This window comes from Aeromonas sp. S19(2024), assembly GCF_041402625.1.
Lineage (GTDB): Bacteria > Pseudomonadota > Gammaproteobacteria > Enterobacterales > Aeromonadaceae > Aeromonas > Aeromonas caviae.
On the sequence record NZ_JBGLQU010000009.1, the window covers coordinates 97,546 to 117,211 of the forward strand.

Annotated in this window: 15 protein-coding genes; 7 read left to right on the plus strand and 8 right to left on the minus strand. The window is 63.4% G+C overall.

Annotated elements, in window-relative coordinates:
* Positions 1–135: 135 nt before the first annotated feature.
* Complete coding sequence (locus tag ACB037_RS16670) at positions 136–1,860, plus strand: proline--tRNA ligase (RefSeq protein ID WP_124244076.1); 1,725 nt, start codon at positions 136–138, stop codon at positions 1,858–1,860.
* A 195-nt stretch (positions 1,861–2,055) separates the two neighbouring features.
* The gene (locus tag ACB037_RS16675; protein ID WP_039039479.1) at positions 2,056–2,685 is read left to right on the plus strand and encodes a PolC-type DNA polymerase III; all 630 of its coding nucleotides are present in this window, start codon (positions 2,056–2,058) and stop codon (positions 2,683–2,685) included.
* A gap of 192 nt (positions 2,686–2,877) precedes the next feature.
* On the opposite strand, the gene ACB037_RS16680 is transcribed toward ACB037_RS16675, so the two are convergent.
* The 3 genes from ACB037_RS16680 to ACB037_RS16690 all read right to left on the minus strand — a co-directional run bounded on the left by ACB037_RS16680 (position 2,878) and on the right by ACB037_RS16690 (position 4,739).
* Positions 2,878–3,558, minus strand: a complete 681-nt coding sequence (locus tag ACB037_RS16680; RefSeq protein WP_045523363.1) for an SDR family oxidoreductase — start codon at positions 3,556–3,558, stop codon at positions 2,878–2,880.
* An 18-nt stretch (positions 3,559–3,576) separates the two neighbouring features.
* Positions 3,577–4,206 carry a TIGR04219 family outer membrane beta-barrel protein gene (locus tag ACB037_RS16685; RefSeq protein WP_043155850.1) on the minus strand — a complete coding sequence of 210 codons (630 nt, stop codon included), beginning with the start codon at positions 4,204–4,206 and terminating at the stop codon, positions 3,577–3,579.
* A 92-nt stretch (positions 4,207–4,298) separates the two neighbouring features.
* Positions 4,299–4,739, minus strand: a complete 441-nt coding sequence (locus ACB037_RS16690) for a copper chaperone PCu(A)C (RefSeq protein WP_039039478.1) — start codon at positions 4,737–4,739, stop codon at positions 4,299–4,301.
* A gap of 89 nt (positions 4,740–4,828) precedes the next feature.
* Between ACB037_RS16690 and ACB037_RS16695 the strand changes: the two genes are divergently transcribed.
* On the plus strand, positions 4,829–5,578 hold the full coding sequence (locus ACB037_RS16695; RefSeq protein ID WP_041211009.1) for an enoyl-CoA hydratase-related protein: 750 nt from the start codon (positions 4,829–4,831) through the stop codon (positions 5,576–5,578).
* Positions 5,579–5,580: 2 nt separating this feature from the next.
* On the opposite strand, the gene ACB037_RS16700 is transcribed toward ACB037_RS16695, so the two are convergent.
* Positions 5,581–6,009 (minus strand): DUF2753 family protein, encoded by a 429-nt coding sequence (locus tag ACB037_RS16700; RefSeq protein WP_039039476.1) that lies wholly within the window; start codon positions 6,007–6,009, stop codon positions 5,581–5,583.
* 85 nt (positions 6,010–6,094) lie between these two features.
* Positions 6,095–6,802: a ParB-like protein gene (locus ACB037_RS16705; RefSeq protein WP_042014597.1), complete on the minus strand. Its 708-nt coding sequence runs from the start codon at positions 6,800–6,802 to the stop codon at positions 6,095–6,097.
* Positions 6,803–6,975: 173 nt separating this feature from the next.
* On the opposite strand from ACB037_RS16705, the gene ACB037_RS16710 reads away from it, so the two are divergent.
* From ACB037_RS16710 to ACB037_RS16720, 3 genes are all read left to right on the plus strand, one after another.
* A complete protein-coding gene (locus tag ACB037_RS16710; RefSeq protein WP_371175620.1) occupies positions 6,976–8,580 on the plus strand; it encodes an ABC transporter substrate-binding protein in 1,605 nt (534 codons plus the stop codon).
* A 110-nt stretch (positions 8,581–8,690) separates the two neighbouring features.
* The gene (locus ACB037_RS16715; protein ID WP_010672856.1) at positions 8,691–8,990 is read left to right on the plus strand and encodes a hypothetical protein; all 300 of its coding nucleotides are present in this window, start codon (positions 8,691–8,693) and stop codon (positions 8,988–8,990) included.
* Positions 8,991–9,141: 151 nt separating this feature from the next.
* A complete protein-coding gene (locus ACB037_RS16720) occupies positions 9,142–10,701 on the plus strand; it encodes a methyl-accepting chemotaxis protein (protein ID WP_371175621.1) in 1,560 nt (519 codons plus the stop codon).
* Between the two features lie 96 nt (positions 10,702–10,797).
* Here the strand turns inward: ACB037_RS16720 and ACB037_RS16725 are convergent, their stop codons facing one another.
* The gene (locus ACB037_RS16725) at positions 10,798–12,018 is read right to left on the minus strand and encodes a DEAD/DEAH box helicase (RefSeq protein ID WP_319884523.1); all 1,221 of its coding nucleotides are present in this window, start codon (positions 12,016–12,018) and stop codon (positions 10,798–10,800) included.
* 146 nt (positions 12,019–12,164) lie between these two features.
* Positions 12,165–12,665: a thiol peroxidase gene (gene tpx / locus ACB037_RS16730; RefSeq protein ID WP_010672853.1), complete on the minus strand. Its 501-nt coding sequence runs from the start codon at positions 12,663–12,665 to the stop codon at positions 12,165–12,167.
* Positions 12,666–12,919: 254 nt separating this feature from the next.
* Between tpx and ACB037_RS16735 the strand changes: the two genes are divergently transcribed.
* Positions 12,920–15,343: a zinc/cadmium/mercury/lead-transporting ATPase gene (locus ACB037_RS16735; protein WP_371175622.1), complete on the plus strand. Its 2,424-nt coding sequence runs from the start codon at positions 12,920–12,922 to the stop codon at positions 15,341–15,343.
* A gap of 193 nt (positions 15,344–15,536) precedes the next feature.
* Here the strand turns inward: ACB037_RS16735 and pulA are convergent, their stop codons facing one another.
* Positions 15,537–19,589: a pullulanase-type alpha-1,6-glucosidase gene (gene pulA / locus ACB037_RS16740; protein ID WP_119196989.1), complete on the minus strand. Its 4,053-nt coding sequence runs from the start codon at positions 19,587–19,589 to the stop codon at positions 15,537–15,539.
* Positions 19,590–19,666 lie beyond the last annotated feature (77 nt).

A 19,666-nucleotide genomic window follows, 5' to 3' on the forward strand; every position in this document is an offset into this window, starting at 1 on the left:
CGGGCGGGGCAAGGCCCCGCCCTCCCCCCCAGCGCCGCTGAATTTAGCCCTTGGGCCGGGGGACTTCGCCTGTTAAAATTCCGCACTTGAAATTTTCCAGGGCCAAGCCGCCCGAATTAGCGAAGGTCTACCGCGATGCGTACCAGCCAATATCTGCTTTCCACTCTCAAGGAAACCCCCTCCGACGCTGAAGTTGTCAGCCACCAGCTGATGCTGCGCGCCGGGATGATCCGCAAACTCGCTTCCGGCATGTACGCCTGGCTGCCGACCGGCCTGCGGGTCCTGAAGAAGATTGAAAACATCGTCCGCGAAGAGATGAACAATGCGGGTGCCGTCGAAGTGTCCATGCCGGTGGTACAGCCCGCCGAGCTGTGGCAGGAGTCCGGCCGCTGGGATGACTACGGCCCCGAGCTGTGCCGCCTGACCGACCGTCACAACCGCCCCTTCGTGCTGGGTCCGACCCACGAAGAGGTGATCACCGCGCTGGTCCGTTACGAAGTGAACAGCTACAAGCAACTGCCGCTGAACCTCTACCAGATCCAGACCAAGTTCCGCGATGAAGTGCGCCCCCGTTTCGGCGTGATGCGTGGCCGCGAATTCCTGATGAAGGATGCCTACTCCTTCCACATCGACAAGGCCTCGCTGGTCGATACCTATGAGAAGATGCATGCGGCCTACTGCACCGCCTTCACTCGCATGGGTCTGAACTTCCGCCCGGTGCAGGCCGATACCGGCTCCATCGGGGGCACCGGCTCCCACGAATTCCAGGTGCTGGCCGAGAGCGGTGAAGACTTGATCGCCTTCTCCGATACATCCGATTACGCCGCCAACATCGAGATGGCCGAAGCCCTGGCACCGGCTGGCGAGCGCGCTGCCGCAACCAAAGCCCTGACCAAGGTGGCCACCCCGGCCGTCCACACCATCGACGAAGTGGCCGCTTTCCTGAACGTGGCGCCGACCGCCATCGCCAAGACCCTGCTGGTACTGGCCGAGGAAGATGAGCACGGAAAACAGGCCGTCATCGCTCTGGTACTGCGTGGCGACCACGAGCTGAACGAAATCAAGGCCGAGAAGCTTTCTGGCGTGGCTAACCCGCTGACCTTCGCCAATGACGAGCAGATCAAAGCGGCCGCCGGTTGCGACGCAGGCTCCATCGGCCCGGTCGGCTTTGCCGGTCGCATCATCGTCGATCGCAGCGCCGCCCATCTGAGCGATTTTGTTTGCGGCGCCAACGAGACCGGTTTCCACCTGACCGGTGCCAACTGGGATCGCGACATCACCTCTTTTGAGGTTGCCGACCTGCGCAACGTGGTAGAAGGCGACCCGAGCCCGTGCGGCCAGGGCAAGCTGCTGCTCAAGCGCGGTATCGAAGTGGGCCACATCTTCCAGCTGGGTACCAAGTACTCCGAAGCGATGAAGGCGAGCGTGCTGAACGAAGGCGGCAAGTCCGTCACCATGGAAATGGGTTGCTACGGTATCGGGGTTTCCCGTCTGGTGGCTGCCGCCATCGAGCAGAACAACGACCAGTACGGCATCATCTGGCCGGATGCCATCGCCCCGTTCGAAGTGGCCATCGTGCCGATGAACATGCACAAGTCCGAGCGCGTGGCCGAGCAGGCGCAACAGTTCTACGCCGAGCTCAAAGCCGCCGGTGTGGACGTGCTGTTTGACGACCGCAAGGAGCGCCCGGGTGTGATGTTCGCCGACATGGAGCTGATCGGTGTGCCCCACGCCATCGTCATCGGTGACCGTGGTCTCGACAACGGCGTGGTGGAGTACAAGTGCCGCCGCTCCGGCGAGAAGCAGGAAGTGGCCATCGGCGAGATCGTTGCCCTGCTCAAGGCCAAGCTGGGTCGCTGATAACGCCGACACCGCCTTTCGCTTTTCATAGGAAAGCCCCGAGTGCCACGGCACTCGGGGCTTTTTATATGGCTCTCAGCCATGATGCACAAAAATGCGTCTCCAGCGTGAACCAATGAGATAACTGCATTGCCCTGTACACGGCACGGCTGATTTCCTAGACTGGCGCTCTTTACCCAGCTTGCCCGAGAAGTTATGTCCATCGCCTCAGCCAATACCGTTGTCGTGCTCGACTTCGAGACCACAGGGCTTTCACCCGGACAAGGGGATAGAGCCATCGAGATCGGTGCCGTCAGAATCAAGGATGGTCATATCAGTGAGCGTTTCTCGGCATTGATGAATCCGGGCTTCAATGTGAGCAGCTTCATCGAGCAATATACCGGGATCAGCAATGCCATGCTGAAACAGGCTCCCCCCTGTAACGAGGTGATGGCTGATTTCGTCGACTTTATCGGTGATGACAATCTGGTCGCCCACAACGCCTCCTTCGACAAGCGCTTTCTGGATGCGGAAATCGAGCGATTGCCGGCGCAATACCGCGGCCAGTTCGCCTGTTCCCTGCTGCTATCGAGGCGCCTGTTTCCCGATGCCCCGGATCACAAGCTGGGTACCCTGGTGCAATACCGGAGCCTGCCCAATGATGGGGTGTTTCACCGTGCCTTGGCGGATGCAGAGGTGACGGCCCACCTCTGGCTTGCCTTGTTGGAAGAGCTGGCGTGTCGACATGGCATTATCGACCCGGACTTTGAATTGCTGCTGACCCTTGGCAAGAAGCCAAAACAGGTGATTCCATCCTTCCTGCGGGAATATGCGACTCGGAAATAATATGTGCCGATATGCATCATCAATCATCCACTCCATGTCGGCACTGAATTTCCCCGCCTTCAAATCCATGATGGCCCGGCGTAAAGAGAGGCAGGCAAGCAGATAATTTAGCACTGCACATCAATGAAAAAGCGCGCCAAATGGCGCGCTTTTTTTCCTTGTCATCTGGCGACGGGGCCGGTTCACGGCGCTTCAGGCATTGCGACCGATAAAGAGATCGGTCACATGGCAGCTGCTTCTCGCGGCCAGCGCATCCAGCATGTAGGCTGCCGCGTCTTCCGGCGTCATGAAACCACTCGAATCCACGTGATCCGAATTCTCCCAGAACTCGCTGCGGATCCCGCTCGGATAGAGGTTCACCAGTCGCAGGGGAGCACTCTTCAGCTCGGCCCGCAAGGATTCGAGAAAGCCGCGCATTCCCCATTTGGAGGCGCAATAGAGGCTCTCGTTGGCCTTGCCGGTCTGGGCGGCGGAGGAGAGCACATTCGCCAGCACGCCGCCCTTGTCGCCGATGAGGCGCACCGTCTGCTGGGCCACCAGTATGGTGGAGATGAGATTGCTCTCCACCACCCGGCGGATCTGCTCGGCGGTGTAGACACCCACCGGGCCGAACTCGCCGACACCGGCACAGTGGATCACCATGTCGGGCAGGCCGCCCCACTCCACCGCAGCGGCAAAGGCGACATCCACCTCTTCGTGGTGTGCGAGATCGGCGGCAATGCCGATCACCGCCTTGCCGAGCAGCTCTTCCTGCTCCTGCAGTTTCTGGTAACGGCGACCCATCATGGAAACCTGATGGCCGCGTTCAACCAGCCCTATGGTCAGGGCGCGGCCCAGTCCGGACCCCGCGCCAGTCACTATGATGTGGCCCATGTGTGCTCCTCAGGGAGATCAGAAGGTGAATTCACCACCGATGAACCAGCCGTCGATGGTCTGATCGACGCGGTCGAAGTCCATCTCGGCCTCACGCCAGCCAGCGCGGATCTTGAGCGGCACGGAAGAGAACTTGTAGGAACCGCCCAGACGGTAGTCGTAGTTGTCGGCATCCTGCACGCGGGCATCGCCGAAGGCGGCAAAGCCGGTCCCCGGGATGCGCACTTCGGCGCCGGTGTAGGCCATCAGCACATCCTTGTCATAGGAGTAGTGCTGGGTGTTGAAATCACCGTCGTAGCGACGACCGGTCAGACCCAGATCGATCTGGAACAGGTCGTTGTTGAACAGGCGATAGTAGAGGCTCAGGTCGTAAGCCAGCAGATCGTTGTTGAAGCTGCCGCCGCTGCTGCTGAAGTCGGACATTTCGAACTTGGCGTTGGGCAGCAACAGGATGCCGTGCTCCAGTTGCAGGTAGCCGCTCCAGTTGTAGTTCTCGTCGTAGCTGCCATCGGCACCCACGCTGCTGACCTGGCCACTTCCCTGGGCATTCCACAGATCGGCACCCGCCGCAAAACGCCAGTCATTGGCGGCCATGGCCCCATGGCTGAGCAGAGCCATCACAGTGCCGGCAATCAGGGTCTTCTTCATCACTTCGCTCCATTTTGGACTGGAAAGGCCATCATTTTACCCGCTGGGCAAGGAATACCTAGAGTAAAAAGCTGAACAAGCGTCCATAAATGTCAGTGCTTCATCCCTTTCATGGGTTCGACCGGCTTCACGGGCAGGCTCAGTGACAGCGTCTGACCATCGTCCAGGGTCAGGGTCAGCGGGAAGGGCGTGCCCTGGGCCAGGGTATGGATGTCGAACAACATGATGTGCAGGCTGCCGGGCTTGAGCACGGCCTCCCCCTTGGCCGGGATCTCGATGCTCTCCACCTGGCGCATCTTCATGACGCCGTTCTCGTGCAAATGGGTGTGCAGCTCGACACGGCCCGCCTCAGGGGACGCACCCGCCACCAGTTTCACCGGTTTGTCCCCATCGTTCCTGAGCACCATGAACGCCGCCGTGTTCGGCGAGCCAGGGGGCAGCAGGCGCACATAACCATCGACTGCGTCGACCTTGGCCAGGGCCGGGGCGGCCAGAAGCAGTGCCATGGTGGAATAAAACGCACGTTTAAACATGGTTGAAATCCTTTTATGATGTTGTTAAACGAGACAAAGCTTACCCCTGTGGCAAGCTTTTGACAGCCCCCGACAACAAGGATTCAGACATGGCCCTCACAATTCTGGCCGAACAGCAGGACGGCTTGCTCACCCTGACCTTCAATCGCCCGGAAAAGCGCAATGCCCTCAACACGGAGACGTATCTGGCGCTGACCGACGCACTGCGCCAGGCCGCCCGGGACGAAGAGGTCCATGTGCTGCTGTTGCAGGGCCAGGCGGAGTGCTTCACCGCCGGCAACGATCTGGCCGACTTTGTTGGCAAGCACGCCCTTGAGCCGGACGATCCCATCCTGCAATTTCTGCACACCCTGGCCGACTTCCCCAAACCGGTGATCGCCGCCGTGGGCGGCCCGGCAGTCGGCATCGGCACTACCCTGCTGCTGCACTGCGACCTGGTCTATCTGGGTGACAACGCCCGGCTGCAGCTGCCTTTCGTCGAGCTGGGACTGGTGCCGGAGTTTGCCGCCAGCCTGCTGCTGCCACGCGCCGTCGGTCACCTCAAGGCGGCGGAGCTGTTGCTGCTGGCAGAGGCCATCGATGGAGAAGAGGCGCTGCGTCTCGGGCTCGCCAACCGGGTGCTGGCCCCGGCGGACCTGCTCCCCTTCGCTCGGGAGCAGGGACTGAAACTGGCGGCCAAGCCGCCGATGGCGCTCCAGAAGAGCAAGGCGCTGCTCAAGCAGGAGCTCAAACAGGCGGTGCATTTCGTCATCGACCTGGAAGCGCGCGCCTTCGCCCAGGCCCTGCAAGGGGAAGAGGCGCAAAGCCGCATCGCCAGCAAGCTGCAAAAACGGCGCTGAACTCAGTTGAGACGGAACCGGCCTATCAACTCGCAGCCCTGCACCCTGTCCTGCACCTGGATAAGCCGGGCAATCTCCGGATTGGGATGGCGCTTCAAGAAGGAGAGCAGGGCGGCGCGACAGCAGCCCAGCTCACTGATGAGGGATTCGCACGCCCGGTTGGGGCACTGGGGCACCAGGGCGGTGACCAGCTCGGAGGCGAGCTTGAGGTAGCGCAGTTCATAGGCGGGCTCTTCCATGGCACGCCAGAAATCGGCCATGCGGTGACAGGTGGCGACCCGCATGCTGGCCAGTTCGTCCAGATCCCCGGAGGCCAGCTCATACACTTCCCCCAGGGCCTGCTGATAGAGGCAGATCGCCGTGCCCAGAGCCCCCATGCCAAGGGCGTTCTCCGCCTCCAGCATGTAACGTTGCCAGTTCTGATGTTCCATGTTCCTCTCCTTTGCCGACACGAGTGGAGTCTGTATCATGGCCAATCGAGAACAAATATCAACCAGACCCTTTGTGCAGGATCCCTCAACCCGCCGTTCTGGGCTGATTGACGCGACACTGCTTGCCGGGGTAACCAGGCAGATCCGCCGCCTTGCTGCTGCACGCCAGCCGTTTGGCTTCGGCGAGGCGATCCGCGAGGTTGACCTCATCGATCGGCTGCCAGGCCATCTGCTGGCCGAGCCAGCTGGCCCAGGCAAACTCGACGAAGTAGACCTGATCCTTCTTGCTGAAGTAGCCCGCATCCTGCAACAGCCCCGCCAGGGTGCGGTAGGGATAATCCGGCAACTCACCGATATGGCCGGGCAACTGCTCGGGAGTCAGGGGTTGACCCCGTTCATCCTTGAGCCAGGCCCAGTGGTTGTTCTGCATCTGGCTCCAGAAATTGGCCCTGTCCTGCAACCGTGCGATCACCTTGACCCTGACCTGCTTCACCCCCTGCTGCCACAGCGCCTTGGTCAGGTGGTGCCTGTCCACCAGCCAGTAACCCCCATCCGGCGCGATGACGATGGGGATCTCTTTCTTTTTCATCAGCTTGTCGAGCTGCTTCTCGCTCTTGTCCGCCAGCTCCCGGGCTGTGGTATCCACCTGCAACTGACCGACGCCGCCCTGGGTGGGGTGCAGCGCCTCTATGTTCACTTCGCACCAGCTTCCCACCGGGCTGCTCTTCTCGCACGGGGACAACGCCCAGGCGCCCTGGCTCAGCACGCAGGCCAACAAGATCCATGCTCTCATCACTCTCTCCTTTTCCTGGCGCTCACGGCGCCCCCTCGTTGACAGCCGCATCGGATATCATGGGACTCATGCTGGCGGTCTGACCAGCAAAGGGGATATCATGATTTCCCATCTGCCGGCGATGCATTCTCGCCGAGTTTTCTCCCCGCTTCACACATTTTGAAGGATTCACCATGAAAGGATGGAGCCCCCTGCTGGCCCTGCTGGGCTGTGCCTGCGTCCAGGCCGCCGATGTGCCGCCCGGTACCCCACTCGCCGCTGAACAGGCCGTCGTCCGTCATCTCAAGGATGAACCGGCGAGCCTGAGCCCCCTCAAGCTGGTGGGACTGCCGGAGCTGCAGGTCCTCAGGGACCTTTACGAGGGGCTGCTGACCCAGGGGCCGGACGGCAAGGTGCTGCCCGGGGTGGCATCCCGCTGGGAGAACAAGGACAACCGGCAGTTCACCTTCCACCTGAGGCAGGATGCCCGCTGGTCCAACGGCGACCCCGTGCGCGCCGCCGACTTCGTCTATGGCTGGCGCAAGCTGGTTGACCCCAGGGAAGCCGCCACTTTCGCCTGGTTCGCCCAGCTTGCCCGCTTCGACAAGGTGGACGACATAGTGGCAGGCAAACTGGCCCCCGATGCACTCGGGGTGAAGGCCGTCGATGACCATACCCTGAAGGTGACCCTCTCCCAGCCGGTGCCCTATTTCCTGAGCCTGCTGACCCATCCCAGCCTGTCGCCCCTGCACCGGGCCAGCATGGAGCAATATGGCAACCAATGGACCCAGCCCGGCAAGCTGGTGGGCAACGGCGCCTTCGTGCTGAGTCACCGGGTGGTGAACGAGAAACTGGAGCTGACGCCCAATCCCTACTACTGGGATCGCGCCCACACGGTGCTGACCCGCGTCACCTTCGTGCCCATCAACCAGGAGAGCGCGGCCACCCACCGCTATCTGGCCGGGGATCTGCACATCACCGAATCCTTCCCCAAGGAGCAGTACCAGAGCCTGATGGCCCAGATCCCGGGGGAGGTCTATACCCCGGAACAGCTCGGCACCTACTACTACGCCTTCAACACCCAGCGCCCGCCCCTCAATGATGTGCGGGTGCGCCAGGCGCTCTCCTACACCATCGACAGGGGCCTGATTGCCGACAAGGTGCTGGGCACCGGGGAGAAACCGGCCTACCACTTCACCCCGGACGTGACCGCCGGCTTCGACCCCAAGCCCAATCTGCTCTCCACCAGCAGCCAGCAGGCGCTGGACGAGCGTGCCAGAGCCCTGCTGAAAGAAGCGGGCTACGGCCCAAGCAATCCCCTCAAGCTGACCCTGCTCTACAACACGGCGGAAATTCACAAGAAGATGGCGCTGGCCATCGCCAACCTGTGGAAACAGAAGCTGGGGGCCCGCGTCGAGCTCACCAATCAGGAGTGGAAGACCTATCTCGACAGCCGTCAAAGCGGCCAGTTCGAGGTGATCCGCTCCTCCTGGGTCGCCGATTACAACGACCCCTCCGCCTTCCTCGGGCTCTGGGGATCGGGCCACAGCGGCAACATGGCCCGGTTCGTCAACCCGGCTTACGACAAGCTGCTGGCGCAGGCGGCCAACAGTCAGGATCCCGCAGAACGGGCCCGCCTGTTCGATGAGGCCGAGGCCATCTTGCAGAAGGAGGCCCCCATCGCCCCCATCTACCAGTACACCAATGCCCGGCTCATCAAGCCCTGGCTCAAGGGGTATCCCATCAACAACCCGGAAGACGTGGCCTACAGCCGTCAGCTCTACCTCGTCAAACACTGAGTCCGGGGAGGGGTCGGGACATCTGACCCCTCCTGGCACTGTTCCTGTTCAAGTTCCCGGCATAAAATGCCGCCTCTTTTCATTCATCAACCCCGTGATCCGATCCTGCCATGCGTGCTCTGCTCCTGATTGCCCTGTTTGTTGCCCTTCCCGCCAAGGCCGCCGATGAAACCGAATGCCGCCAGGCCTTCCTCGAATGGATGTTGAGCCAGCAGAAGCAGTTCAGCGACCGCAAGGCCAGCAAGATGGAGCGGCGCAATGCCGAACGAGCCATCGATCAGGCCCGGGATGCCTTCGCCAAGCAGGAGAGTTTCTGCCAGGCCATGGCCTGGGTCGCCAGCGCAGAAGACAATGACCCCCGCTTCAAGCCGAGGACGGGGGAGATCCACGACTTCACTCCCCGCGGCTGAGCCGCCATCTACGACTTTTTTCAGCCTTTCCCGTGTTGATTTATTGACCCAAGCCAAGGTGGTGTAACAGTCCGCATCTACAATGACGCCGTAACAATCACAAAAATAAAAAATAACTTTATCAGTTACTTGGCTCATTCAGGATGCGCACATGACCACAACCCGGCACGAAGGGGAGATCCGTTTCCCCGATCACATATCACTGATCTCGACCACGGATCCCGCCAGTCACATCACTTATGCCAACCAGCACTTTTGCGATGTGGCGGGCTACAGCGCGACCGAAATGGAAGGGGAGCCCCACAATCTGGTCCGCCACCCCGACATGCCCAAGGCCGCGTTCGCCGACATGTGGCGCCGCCTGCAACAAGGCAAGAGCTGGATGGGGCTGGTAAAGAACCGCGCCAAGAGTGGTCAGTTCTACTGGGTCAACGCCTACGTCACGCCGATTCTCAACGATCAGCAGCAGATCATCGAATACCAGTCTGTCCGCACCCGTCCCCAGGATCACGACATCGCCTGGGCAGAGCAGCTCTATGCCCGGATCCGTGACGGCAAGGCACTGCCCTGGCTGACCCGGCTGACCCTGGAGCCGGGGCAGCTGTGTCTGCTGCTCTCTGGCACCGCCCTGCTCGGCATCGGGGCCAGTCTGGTCACCGGCCAGCCGGGGTGGGGGGTCATCACCCTGCTCTGCTTGCTGGCCCAGATGGGGCATGGCTGGCATCTGCAACGGCGGCTGGCCAGACTGCTGGCCATGGCGGGCGAGGAGCAGGGCAGCGCCCTTTGCCAGTTACTCTATGCCAGGCGTCAGGACAGCCTGGCCGCCCTTGAACTGCTGCTGCGCATGAAGAAGGCGGAGCTGCGCGCCGTGGTGGGTCGCAGCGCGGACACCAACCAGCAGATCCTGCAGGCGGCGGAGGATGACAGGGGGCATATCCAGACCATAGACACTCACCTGCAACAGCAGCGGGCCCAGAGCGAGCAACTGGCGGCGGCCATCACCCAGATGAGCCAGTCCATCCGCGATGTGGCTGACAATGCCCACCAGGCCAATGCGCTGGTGGGCGAGGTCCAGCAGGTGTCCGCCAGTGGCCAGCAGGCGCTGGCCACCACCCGGGATTCGGTCGACAGGCTTCATCAGGAGCTGGACGCCAGCCAGGGCGTGCTGGCGCGCCTGACCCAGGACAGCCAGAAGATCAACGGCATTCTGGAGGTGATCGGGCAGATTGCGGATCAGACCAACCTGCTCTCCCTCAATGCAGCCATCGAGGCGGCACGGGCCGGTGAACAGGGGCGCGGCTTTGCGGTGGTGGCCGACGAGATACGGGCCCTGGCCCAGAAGACCCGCAGCTCCACCGGCGAGATAAGCGACATGATAGGGGCGCTGCAGCAGAGCACCCGGCAACTGTCCGATGGCATGGAGCAGGGGGCCCAGACATCAGTGCTCTGCCAGCAGCACATGGGGGCCACCGCCGAGGTGCTCGACCAGATCAACCGGATGCTGGCCCGGGTGACCCACACCAGCGACGAGATAGCCCAGGCGGTGAGCCAGCAGGCGGATGTCACCAGCACCCTGGATCAGGGGATCCACCAGATCCACCAACTGGCGAGCCACACCGCGGACAACAGCCGTCAGGCCCTCGATGGCATCACCCTGCTGGTGGAGCGGTTGCAAAACCTCTCCCGCCTGATCAACCAGTTCCACGACTGACCCCCTTGCCGTGTAGTTTGGCGCGCCCCCGGGCGCGCTGCCGATCTCTCCTCTCCTTCACGACGACAGGCTCCTGCCGGGGGCAAGAAGTCCGTCTCAGGATTTGCCCTTGAACTGCTTGATGCTGCGCTTGCCCTGGGTGCGACGGTTCGCCTGCTTGTCTCTTGGCGCCCGTTTGCTCTCCCCGCTGGCGGGTTTGTCGGTCACCGGGAAACCTGCCAGCGCCGCCAGGGGCAGGGGCCGACCGGTCAGGGCCCGGATCCCCTCGAGCGCCTCCCCATCCCCGTGGCAGGTAAGGGAGATGGCCAGACCGCTCTGTCCGGCACGGGCGGTACGACCGATACGATGCACGTAGACGGGCGCATGCTCCGGCAGATCCAGATTGATCACCACCGGCAATGCCTCCACGTGGATGCCGCGCGCCATCAGGTCCGTGGCCACCAGCACCCGCACCCTGCCCTCCTTGAAATCCGCCAGCGCCTGCTCCCGCGTGGCCTGATCCTTGTTTCCGTGCAGGGCCGCCACCGTCATGCCAGCCCTGGCGAGTTTCTTGGCCACCCCGTCCGCGTCGTCCCTGGCACTGATGAAGACCAGCACCTGGGGCCACTCTCCGGCCTCCAGCAGGGCGATCAGCGCAGGCACCTTGCTGCTCCTGTTGACCAGATAGAACCGCTCCTCGATGTCGTTCACCAGGCTGTTGAGCGGCTCGGCCTCGATGCGCACCGGATCCTGCAGCAGGCCCGAGGCCAGGCTCTCCAGCTCGACCGGCAAGGTGGCGGAGAAGAGCATCTGCTGCCGCGCCTCCGGCATCGCCTTCATCAGCCACTGGATATCGGGCCAGAACCCCATCTCCAGCAGGCGATCCGCTTCATCCAGCACCAGCATGCGCAGGGCACCCAGCCCCAGCGTCTGCTGGGCCAGCAAGTCTCGCAACCGTCCGGGGGTCGCCACCAGCAGTTGGGGGCCGAGAGCCAGTTCCCGCTCCTGCCACTCCTGGGCCACCCCGCCACACAGGGTCAGAAGGCGCACCCCCAACCCGTCGGCAATCTCCTGCAGGGCGGCGCTCACCTGGCTTGCCAGCTCCCGGGTGGGGACCAGTACCAATCCCTGTACCCGGTCGCTGGCTGCGTCCAGCCTCTGCAGCAGCGGCAGGCCGAATGCCAGGGTCTTGCCACTGCCGGTCCTGGCCAGGGCAAGCAGATCCCGTCCTGACAAGGCAGCAGGAATGGCTAGCTGCTGAATGGGGGTCGGTTTTTCCAGCGCTGCGGGCAGCAGGGGCAACAGGGCGGGGTCAAGGGCGAGTTCGTCAAACGTCATGGGGATCGCAGATACAGGCTGAACGAGGATGTGGAGGCGAAGTCTAGCCAGACCCACCCCATAAGTAAAAGGTTCGGGAGCGCAATAAAAACGGCCTGCCCCGTGTGAACGGGGCAGGCCGTCAGGCAATCAGCCTGTGGCGCGACTTACAGAACGGCCAGGGCGGCGGCGTAGTTCGGCTCGTCGGCGACTTCGGCCACCAGCTCGCTGTGCAGCACCTTGTCGTGCTCATCCAGTACCACGATGGCACGGGCAGCCAGACCCACCAGCGGGCCGGAGGAGAAGGCCACGCCGTAGTCCTGCAGGAAGGAGACGCCACGCAGGGTGGAGAGGTTCACCACCTTGTCCAGACCCTCGGCGCCGCAGAAACGGGCCTGGGCGAACGGCAGGTCGGCAGAGATGCACAGCACGACGGTGTTGTTCAGGGCGCTTGCCTGCTCGTTGAACTTGCGCACGGAAGTGGCGCAGGTCGGGGTGTCGACGCTCGGGAAGATGTTCAGGATCTTGCGCTTGCCGGCGAAAGTCGCCAGGGTCGCATCGGACAGATCGCCAGCAACCAGGGAGAAGGGCTTGGCCTGCTCACCGGCAACGGGGAAGTGGCCGGAGACGGAGACGGGGTTGCCTTGCAGGGTGACGGTATTGCTCATGTTAGGTCCTTGATGATTGATGTGGGATCCAGGGTCCCCAGTATAGGCCCGCCACGGGATGACAAACACCCGCTAATGAAAGGGATTTGGCATCCCTTTGCGTCCCCCCTGCTCCAGGGGCAGATCAGCGGCCACTGACATGGACCCGGACAAAGAGGAGAAGAGGGCTTGACCTTGGACTTTACACCAAGGTTTACACTCGGCTCAGTCATCCAGGATCCCGCAGGGGCGGGATCCCTCAAGAGGAACGCATCATGAGCAAATCCTGCTGCAGCCATCAACACGCCGCTGCCCCCATCAAGGCCGTCAGCAAGGCCGCCACCCCACAGGCCGGGCACAGCCACACCAGCCACTGCTGCGACAACGCGACACAGGCCAGTGGTGTCGCCAACCCGACCCGCCACGATCATCAGGGGCAAAGTGGCGCAGACGGCCCGGGTGATGAAGAGCCCCCCAGAGGCGCTTGCGCCACCGACACAGCCCACGACCACGATCATCATGAGCAGGGGCACGAGCACGCCCACACGACCGCCGCGACCGAGCCGCCGCTGGCTAGCCCCGAGCAGAACAGCCGCCGCCATAGCTGGCAGGTGCTGGGCATGGATTGTCCCAGCTGTGCCCGCAAGATAGAGACCGCCGTCAGCCGAGTGAGCGGCGTGCAACAGGCCCGCGTGCTGTTTGCCACCGAGAAGCTGGTGGTGGATCTGGCCCCCGGCCTCTCCCCCGACCCCGTTACCGCCGCCGTGCTGGCCGCCGGCTTCCAGCTCAAAGGGGGAGCTCAGAACACGGCTCGCAGCGAACCGGGCCGCAGCCCGCTGATGCAGAGAATCAGCAACCTGCTCGGCAAATACTGGCAGCCCCTGTCGCTCGCCGGCTTGATGGGGATGGCGGCCCTGCTGCCGAACCAGCTCGGTCAGCCGCTCTTTACCCTGGCCACCCTCTGGGGGCTGTGGCCCATCTCCCGCAAGGCGTGGGCGCTGACCAAGAGCGGCTCCCCCTTCGCCATCGAGACCCTGATGACGGTCGCCGCCGTGGGGGCCCTGTTCCTCGGTGAAACCGCCGAAGCGGCCATGGTGCTGCTGCTGTTCATGCTGGGGGAACATCTGGAGGCCTACGCCGCCGGCCGCGCCCGCGCCGGGGTCACCGCCCTGATGGCGTTGGTGCCCGACAAGGCGCTGCGCATCCGCACCACTGCCGAGGGCGAGGTGCGCGAAGAGGTCGCTGCCGACCAGCTGCGCCCCGGCGACATCATCGAAATCGCCCCGGGCGCCCGCTTGGCCGCCGATGCCCGCCTGCTCGACCCCCTCGGCGCCTTTGACGAGAGCGCCCTGACCGGCGAATCCATCCCGGTGGAGCGCCGCCGGGGTGACAAGGTCCCCGCCGGCAGCCTGGCGGCGGATCGGGTGCTGCGCCTCGAGGTGGTGTCCGAACCCGGCAACAACGCCATCGACCGCATCCTGCATCTCATCGAGGAGGCCGAGACCCAGCGCGCCCCCATCGAGCGCTTCATCGACCGCTTCAGTCGCTGGTATACCCCGGCCATGATGCTGGTCGCCCTGCTGGTGGTGCTGGTACCGCCGCTCGCCTTCGGCCAGAGCTGGGACGAGTGGGTCTATCGCGGGCTGGCGCTGTTGCTGATCGGTTGCCCCTGCGCCCTGGTCATCTCCACCCCGGCGGCGGTCACCTCGGCACTGGCGGCAGCCACCCGGCAGGGTGCCCTCATCAAGGGGGGCGCTGCGCTGGAGCGGTTGGCCCACATCGATACCCTGGCCTTTGACAAGACCGGCACCCTGACCCTGGGCAAGCCGCAGCTGACCGAACTGGTGAGCCTCAATGGCCAGCCGGAGGCCGACCTGCTGGCGCTGGCGGCCGCCATCGAGCAGGGCTCCCACCACCCGCTGGCCCGCGCCGTAGTGACGGCGGCAGGGAAGCGGGGTCTTGCCCTGGCGGCGGCCCAGGATCTGCGCGCCCTGCCCGGCATGGGGGTAGAGGGTCGCATCGACGGCGCCCTCTGGCAGCTGCTGGCGCCGAGTCGGGTCGCCTCCCTCGATGACGCAACACGGGGCCGGATCGCCGCCCTGGAGCAGCAAGGCAAGACGGTGGTGGTGCTCGGTCAGCCCAACGCCACCCCGGCCGCCCTGCTGGCCCTGCGCGACCAGATCCGGCCGGAAGCGGCTGCGGCGCTGCAAGAGCTCAACCAGCTCGGTCTGCAGAGCATCATGCTGACCGGCGACAACCCCCGCGCCGCCGAGGCGATCGCCACCGAGCTCGGCATGGGCTGGCGCGCCGGCCTGCTGCCGGAGGGCAAGGTCGATGAAATCGCCAAGCTCGGCCTCAGCCAGAAAGTCGCGATGATCGGCGACGGCATCAACGACGCACCGGCCATGAAGCGGGCCAGCATCGGCATCGCCATGGGAGGCGGCACCGACGTGGCGCTGGAAACCGCCGATGCGGCGCTGACCCACAACCAGCTCGGCGGGGTCGCCGCCATGATCCGGCTCTCCCGCGCGGCACTGGCCAACATCCACCAGAACATCGCGCTGGCGCTGGGGCTCAAGGCCATCTTCCTGGTCACCAGCCTGCTCGGCATCACCGGCCTGTGGATTGCGGTGCTGGCCGACACCGGCGCCACCGCCCTGGTCACCGCCAACGCCCTGCGCCTGCTGCGAAAACGCTAGTCCGGCCGTAAACTGCACAACCAACAGCCGCCCCAACGGGGCGGCTTTTTTATTGCCTCGCCCACAGCAAAGAAAAAGCGCGGCTGCCGGTCGGCAGTCGCGCTTTGCTTACTCTCTCGGTGTTATCCCGCCCTTGGCGAGGCGGAATTCAACCCGGGGCTGCCGAGCCAGCCCCGGGCTCGATGGGAAAGACTTACTTGGCGCTGCACTCCTGGATGATGACGCTGCCCACCTCGCCGGAAGTCTGGGTCGGGTCAACCTTCACCAGGAAGCTCCACAGACCCTGTTCCAGCGTGATGCTGTTGTTGCCCATGCCACCATCGCCGTGTTGGAGCGGGTAAACCTGCTCGGGCTCCAGTGCGATCAGGGTGCCACCGGCATCCTTCACGAAGAACTGCTTGCTCCAGTTGCCATCGTCGTTGGCAAACTTGAAGTCAAAGCTGCCCGCGTAGTTGAAGGCGGCCTGATAGATAGCGAGGTTGCCTTCCATCCCCTTGTAGCTCAGCTGGTAGGCCGGCTGGGCGTTCCAGTCGCTCAGACTGCCGCGCACATAGAGCGGGAAGCCGAGCGGATTGCCCGCGACGGTATCCAGCACCTTGCAGCTCTGCGCCGGTTCGGTGTAGCTGACACTCAGGGTGGGCTTGTCCTTGTTCATGGCGGTGAAGACAAACTTGTAGGTGCCAGCCTTCTCCACGTTGAACGGCAGATCCCCGCCATTGGCACAGAGCGTATTGACCTGGCCGGTCGCAAGCTGGTCGGTATCGCTGCACTTGCCGTAATTGACGGGGCCGCTCCACTCGTTGCCAGCGATCTTCACCTGGGTCGACCCCAGCTGATCCGCCGTCACCTCGGTGGTGAACTCATAGGTGAAGTTGCCACTGAAGTTCATCTTGTTGACCGGATCCCACTGATTCAGGAAACCGCGCACGAACACCTCGGTGTCACCGAAGGGAGGCAAGGTGCTCAGATCCGTCTTCTTGCTCACCGGCAGCCCCGCGCCCTGGGCACCGCTCTGCGGCTTGACGAACACCGCCGCCGACCAGGCGCCAAGGGTCAGCTGACCGCTGTCATTGGCCGCACCGCTGGCGATGCTATCGGAGTCACGGTGGGCACCGCTCAGGACCATGCCGGTCAGATCGATGGGCTGATCCTTGCCGTCACGGAAATCGCCGATGCTCTGGGGCTGATTGGTGGCGTTGATCATCACCACCAGGCCGTCGATGGCTGGATCCAGATCCGCACCGGCGCCCACCCCGTCATCCACGCTCATCACGATGAGACCCGGGATCTGCTCAGGGCCGGTGTTGCGGAAGTCGACCCGCTTGATCACCTCGGCGCCGCTGCCAAGACGCAGCAGACGAGAGGATTGACGCAGTTCGGAGAGCTCCTGGTAGAAGTTCACCATCTGATGCATCTCGGCCGAACCCGGCTTGGCGTGCTGGCCGAGCACCTGCTCGATCAGCTCGTAGTTGGCCTCGTCCTTGTCCTTGCGCGGCAGCCCTTTGTCAAAATTATTGTCACTTAAGCCGTAGTCGACCCGGTTGTACCAGTCACCGGAGTCGTAGCTGTCCCGCTCCATGGACTTGGAACGCAGCAGCTCGACACCCGCGTGGGTGAAGGGAATGCCCTGACCCAGCATGGCGGTCGCCAGAGAGACCCCCTGCATCCGCACCAGGTCGGCCCCGGCGGGTGCCTTGTACACCAGGTTGTCGAACAGAGTCTGGTTGTCGTGCTTGTCGACATAGTTCTGGATTTCGGTCGGATCCTGGGCATAGCCCGCCGGTTGACCGTTGTAGTCGATGTCGGAGCCTTTCTTCGGTATGCCGTCCTTGTCGGTCAGCACGAACTCCTTGAGGTTGCCCGCCATGCCGAGGCGCACCAGATCGGACTGATGCAGGGCGGTGGCGAGATCGACGCCGTCCAGCTCGTTGGCATCCACCAGGGCGCCGTTGCCAAAGCCCTGGGTCTTGCGAATGGCTTCGCCGCCGTCGAACGGGCTGCCGCCGCGCACCGCATCACGCAGCCGGTCGGAGAAGGAGCCGATGCCGGTACCGGCCAGGTGCTTCTGGGTCGCCTGTACGAAGCGCTTGTCATCCTGTACCTCGCCGAAGTTCCACCCCTCGCCGTAGAAGTACATGTCCGGATTGACCTTCTTCACCTCGGCCAGGGCCTGCACCATCTGATCTTTCGGGTGATGGCCCATGAGGTCGAAGCGGAAGGCATCGATCTTGTAGTCCCGTGCCCAGGTGACCAGGGAGTCATCCATCAGCTTGGCGAACATGGCGTGTTCCGGCGCCGTGTTGGAGCAGCAGGTGGAGTTTTCCACCGAACCGGTCTCCGGATTGAGGCGCTGGTAGTACCAGGGCACAATCTTGTCGAGCACGGATTTGGAACCGAGACCCGCTTCGTTGGTGTGGTTGTAGACCACGTCCATCACCACGTTCATGCCGATGTTCTGCTTGATGGCCTGCACCATCTCGCGGAACTCCTTGATCCGGGTCGTCCCCTCTGCATTGGTGGCGTAGGAGCCTTCCGGGGTGGTGTAGTGGTAGGGGTCATAGCCCCAGTTGAAGGAGTCCACCCCGCGCAGGTAGCCGTACAGCTCCTGCACCACGGGGTTCTCCTTGCTGTCGCTGGCTTGCAGATCACCGAGCACGGCTTCGATGGTCTCGCCGCCACCACAGTGGCTGGCAAACCTGGAGTTCTTGACCTCGGGATTGACCTCGCACAGCTTGCTGAAGTCATCGCCGATGTTGGCCACCTTGGCCGGGTCCTCGTTGACGGTGGCGATGTCGAACACCGGCAGCAAGTGCAGGTGGCTGACGCCGCTCTTGGCCAGGGATTTCAGGTGGGTGACGGGCACGCTGTCGCTGTCGGTCAGCCCGAGGAACTTGCCGCGGTGCTCCACCGGCGTCGACTCGTCGTTGCCGGTCAGATCCCGGACGTGGGCCTCATAGATGGTGATGTCGGCGGGGTTCTTCTGGCTGTGGGGCGCCTTGAGGCTGTCCCAGCCTTCCGGCTTGAGGGCCGGATCGTCGAGATCCACCACCTGGCTGAACTCGGAGTTCATCGCCAGGCTCAGGGAGTAGGGGTCGGTCACCTGATAGGATTCCAGCTTGCGGCTGACCGGGTGATAGACCTGAATGTCGTAGCGGTAGTATTTGCCGACAAGATCGCTGCCCCCCTGCACGCTCCAGCTGCCGCTGGCCTCGTCCAGAGTCATGGCGCGCTCGCCAAGCGACTTGTGCTGCTCGTCGAACAGCGCCAGCTTGACCGACTTGGCGGTCGGAGCCCAGAGCCGGAAGGTGACATTGCCCCCCTCCACCACGGCGCCGTAGGCCAGCTTGGTGGCCGCCTCGCTGTAAAGGGCATCGAGGGCACCGGCACTCTGCACCAGGGTCGCCCCCTGCAGGATGCCGTCCGCATCGGTCCCGATGGCGACCAGCTCACCCTTGAGCAGGGGCTTGAGATCTTTCCCCGCAGGCAGGGCGAAGGCGGCGGCATCCTTGAGGTGCGGGTATTTGGCCTGCTGCTCTTCGGTCAGGCTGGTCGGGGTCAGCTTGAGGTAGGGGAAATCGAATACACCCTCGCTGTTTGCGGTGATGGTGCCTGACTCTGTGTAGTAGAGGCGCACATAGGGCTTGTCCTTGCCCCCTTGCCAAATCAGGGTGTTGTCGTCGATGAGATGGGCACTGGCCCCCGCCACGCCGAAGGCGGCGGTGAAGGCTTCCGCCCGGCTGCCGAAGATCTCGTTCTTGCCGGCGACGATGGCCACGGTGCGATCCGGGTGATCACTGAAGACCACCTTCATGTCGCTGCCGGTCAGGTTCGCGAGATCGCCGTTGCGGGCGATGAAGTTGATGCAGCCTTCCATCTTGGAGAGCGGCACGACCCAGGCCGGACCAAAACTGTCCGCCGCGGACGGCGTCTTGCTCTTGTCATCCCAACCGGTGTTGAGGCCGCCCTCCGAGGTCGAGTTGCAGGCGTCGTTGTTCCACAGGTGCAGGCTGTGGCTGGCGAACGGGCCGGTGACACCGCGCGCCGCGCTGGTCTGGGTATCCACCAGGGCGATGACCGCTTCGTCGGGGCCGGCCGTCAGCAGTTCGGCCGGGGGCTGGACGTTGGGAAGACGAGCGACGGGCTCATCCTGAGGGGCAGGAGCAGAAGAACTGTTGTCGTTACAGCCTGACAAAAGCGCGAGCAGTGAGGCTGTTACCAGCGCCACTTTGGTCTTTTTCATATCCATTTTTTTATAATTCCCGCTGTAGTTAGTCTCGATATCCGAGTACCCGGTCATGGCCGAGCAGTGTCATATTAATCAGC